At 51.8% G+C, this 1,131-nt stretch carries 1 pseudogene; it reads right to left on the bottom strand.

Features of this window, described 5'->3' with window-relative positions:
- Positions 1 to 1,131 (bottom strand): annotated as a pseudogene (locus ACX1DY_RS31380) (HNH endonuclease); the annotation flags it as partial.

Genomic DNA, 1,131 nt, shown 5'->3' with positions numbered 1-1,131 from the left:
TACAATCGCCTGCGCTTCCATGACGGTCATGAGAATATTCATCAGTAGCGGAAGTGCTGCCGTGATGGCTCCACCCGTGACGATTTCTGCGACAACAACGCCCACCAATATCCCGATGAACGCAGCCAAAAGCTTCAATCCATTACTCTTCATCCATTTTATTACATATGTTTTTATCTGGTCAAACACCATTTTGGCATTGTTCGCCCGCAGCGATACGCCGTCTGCAATTTTGCCTCCGAGGCTCTTGTCCGCTTTTCCGGTATCAAAATCCGCCATAATGCTATCCATCGTATGCGGATCGCTGCTGCCCGGAAGCTGCTTGGTTTCGCCGTCCTTGAGGTTCATGTCCCGGACCAGTTCAGGGTCCATTTCGCCCTGTTCGACCGATTCCATTTCGATGTCATCTGCAGTAAGCTTCTCTTCCGGTTGCGGCTCTCCCGCTTCCTGGGCCTGCTCTGCAGCTCCGCCTTCTGCCGCACCTGCGCCCATTGGTTTCGAAATGTCCACACCAAGCAGATATTCCCACATCTTGCCTTCCAAATGGCTGAATGACCGCTTCGCTGCCTTGCCGAGCGCCCCGATCCGTTCCATCACATCGAGGAAGACGGCGATCAGGAGGTTGCCCAAGGTCGAGATCAATTTCGTGTAGAAGTTCTGCACGACAGCCAAGGCCTGATCCACTTTGGTAGCCAGGAAGTCCATGACCTGGGTGACTTTCGTTTTGAGCTTTTGCGCGAGCTGGTTAACGGCTTTCACCGCTTTGTTTACAACGCCGTCAATTTTGCTGCAGATTTTCGCTGCAATACCCGGGAACTTGGCGAAGACCACTGAGACCAGCTTTTTGAGCAGGGTGCCCAGTCCTTTGATCAGGTCCGTGATCAGCCTGCGACCCAGTTCGATGATGCCCAGCACGGCTTGTTTGGCTTTTTCAAAAATAAATTTGACCGCTTTTCTCAGGCCCTCGAAAATGAAGTTGACTGCTTTTTTGACGACTTCAACCACTGCCTCAAGCTTGTCTTTCACCCAGCCGAGGAAGCCGCCTTTTTTCTCTTCCTTGGCTTTTTCTTCTTCATGTTTTCCGTCGGCCTCTTTTTTGGCTTTGCTGTAGGCGGTCGTGGCTTCTTGTTC

This window comes from Paenibacillus sp. BAC0078, from assembly GCF_054483875.1.
The sequence above is the reverse complement of the archived record's forward strand: the minus strand, read 5'-3'. Positions and strand labels throughout refer to the sequence as shown.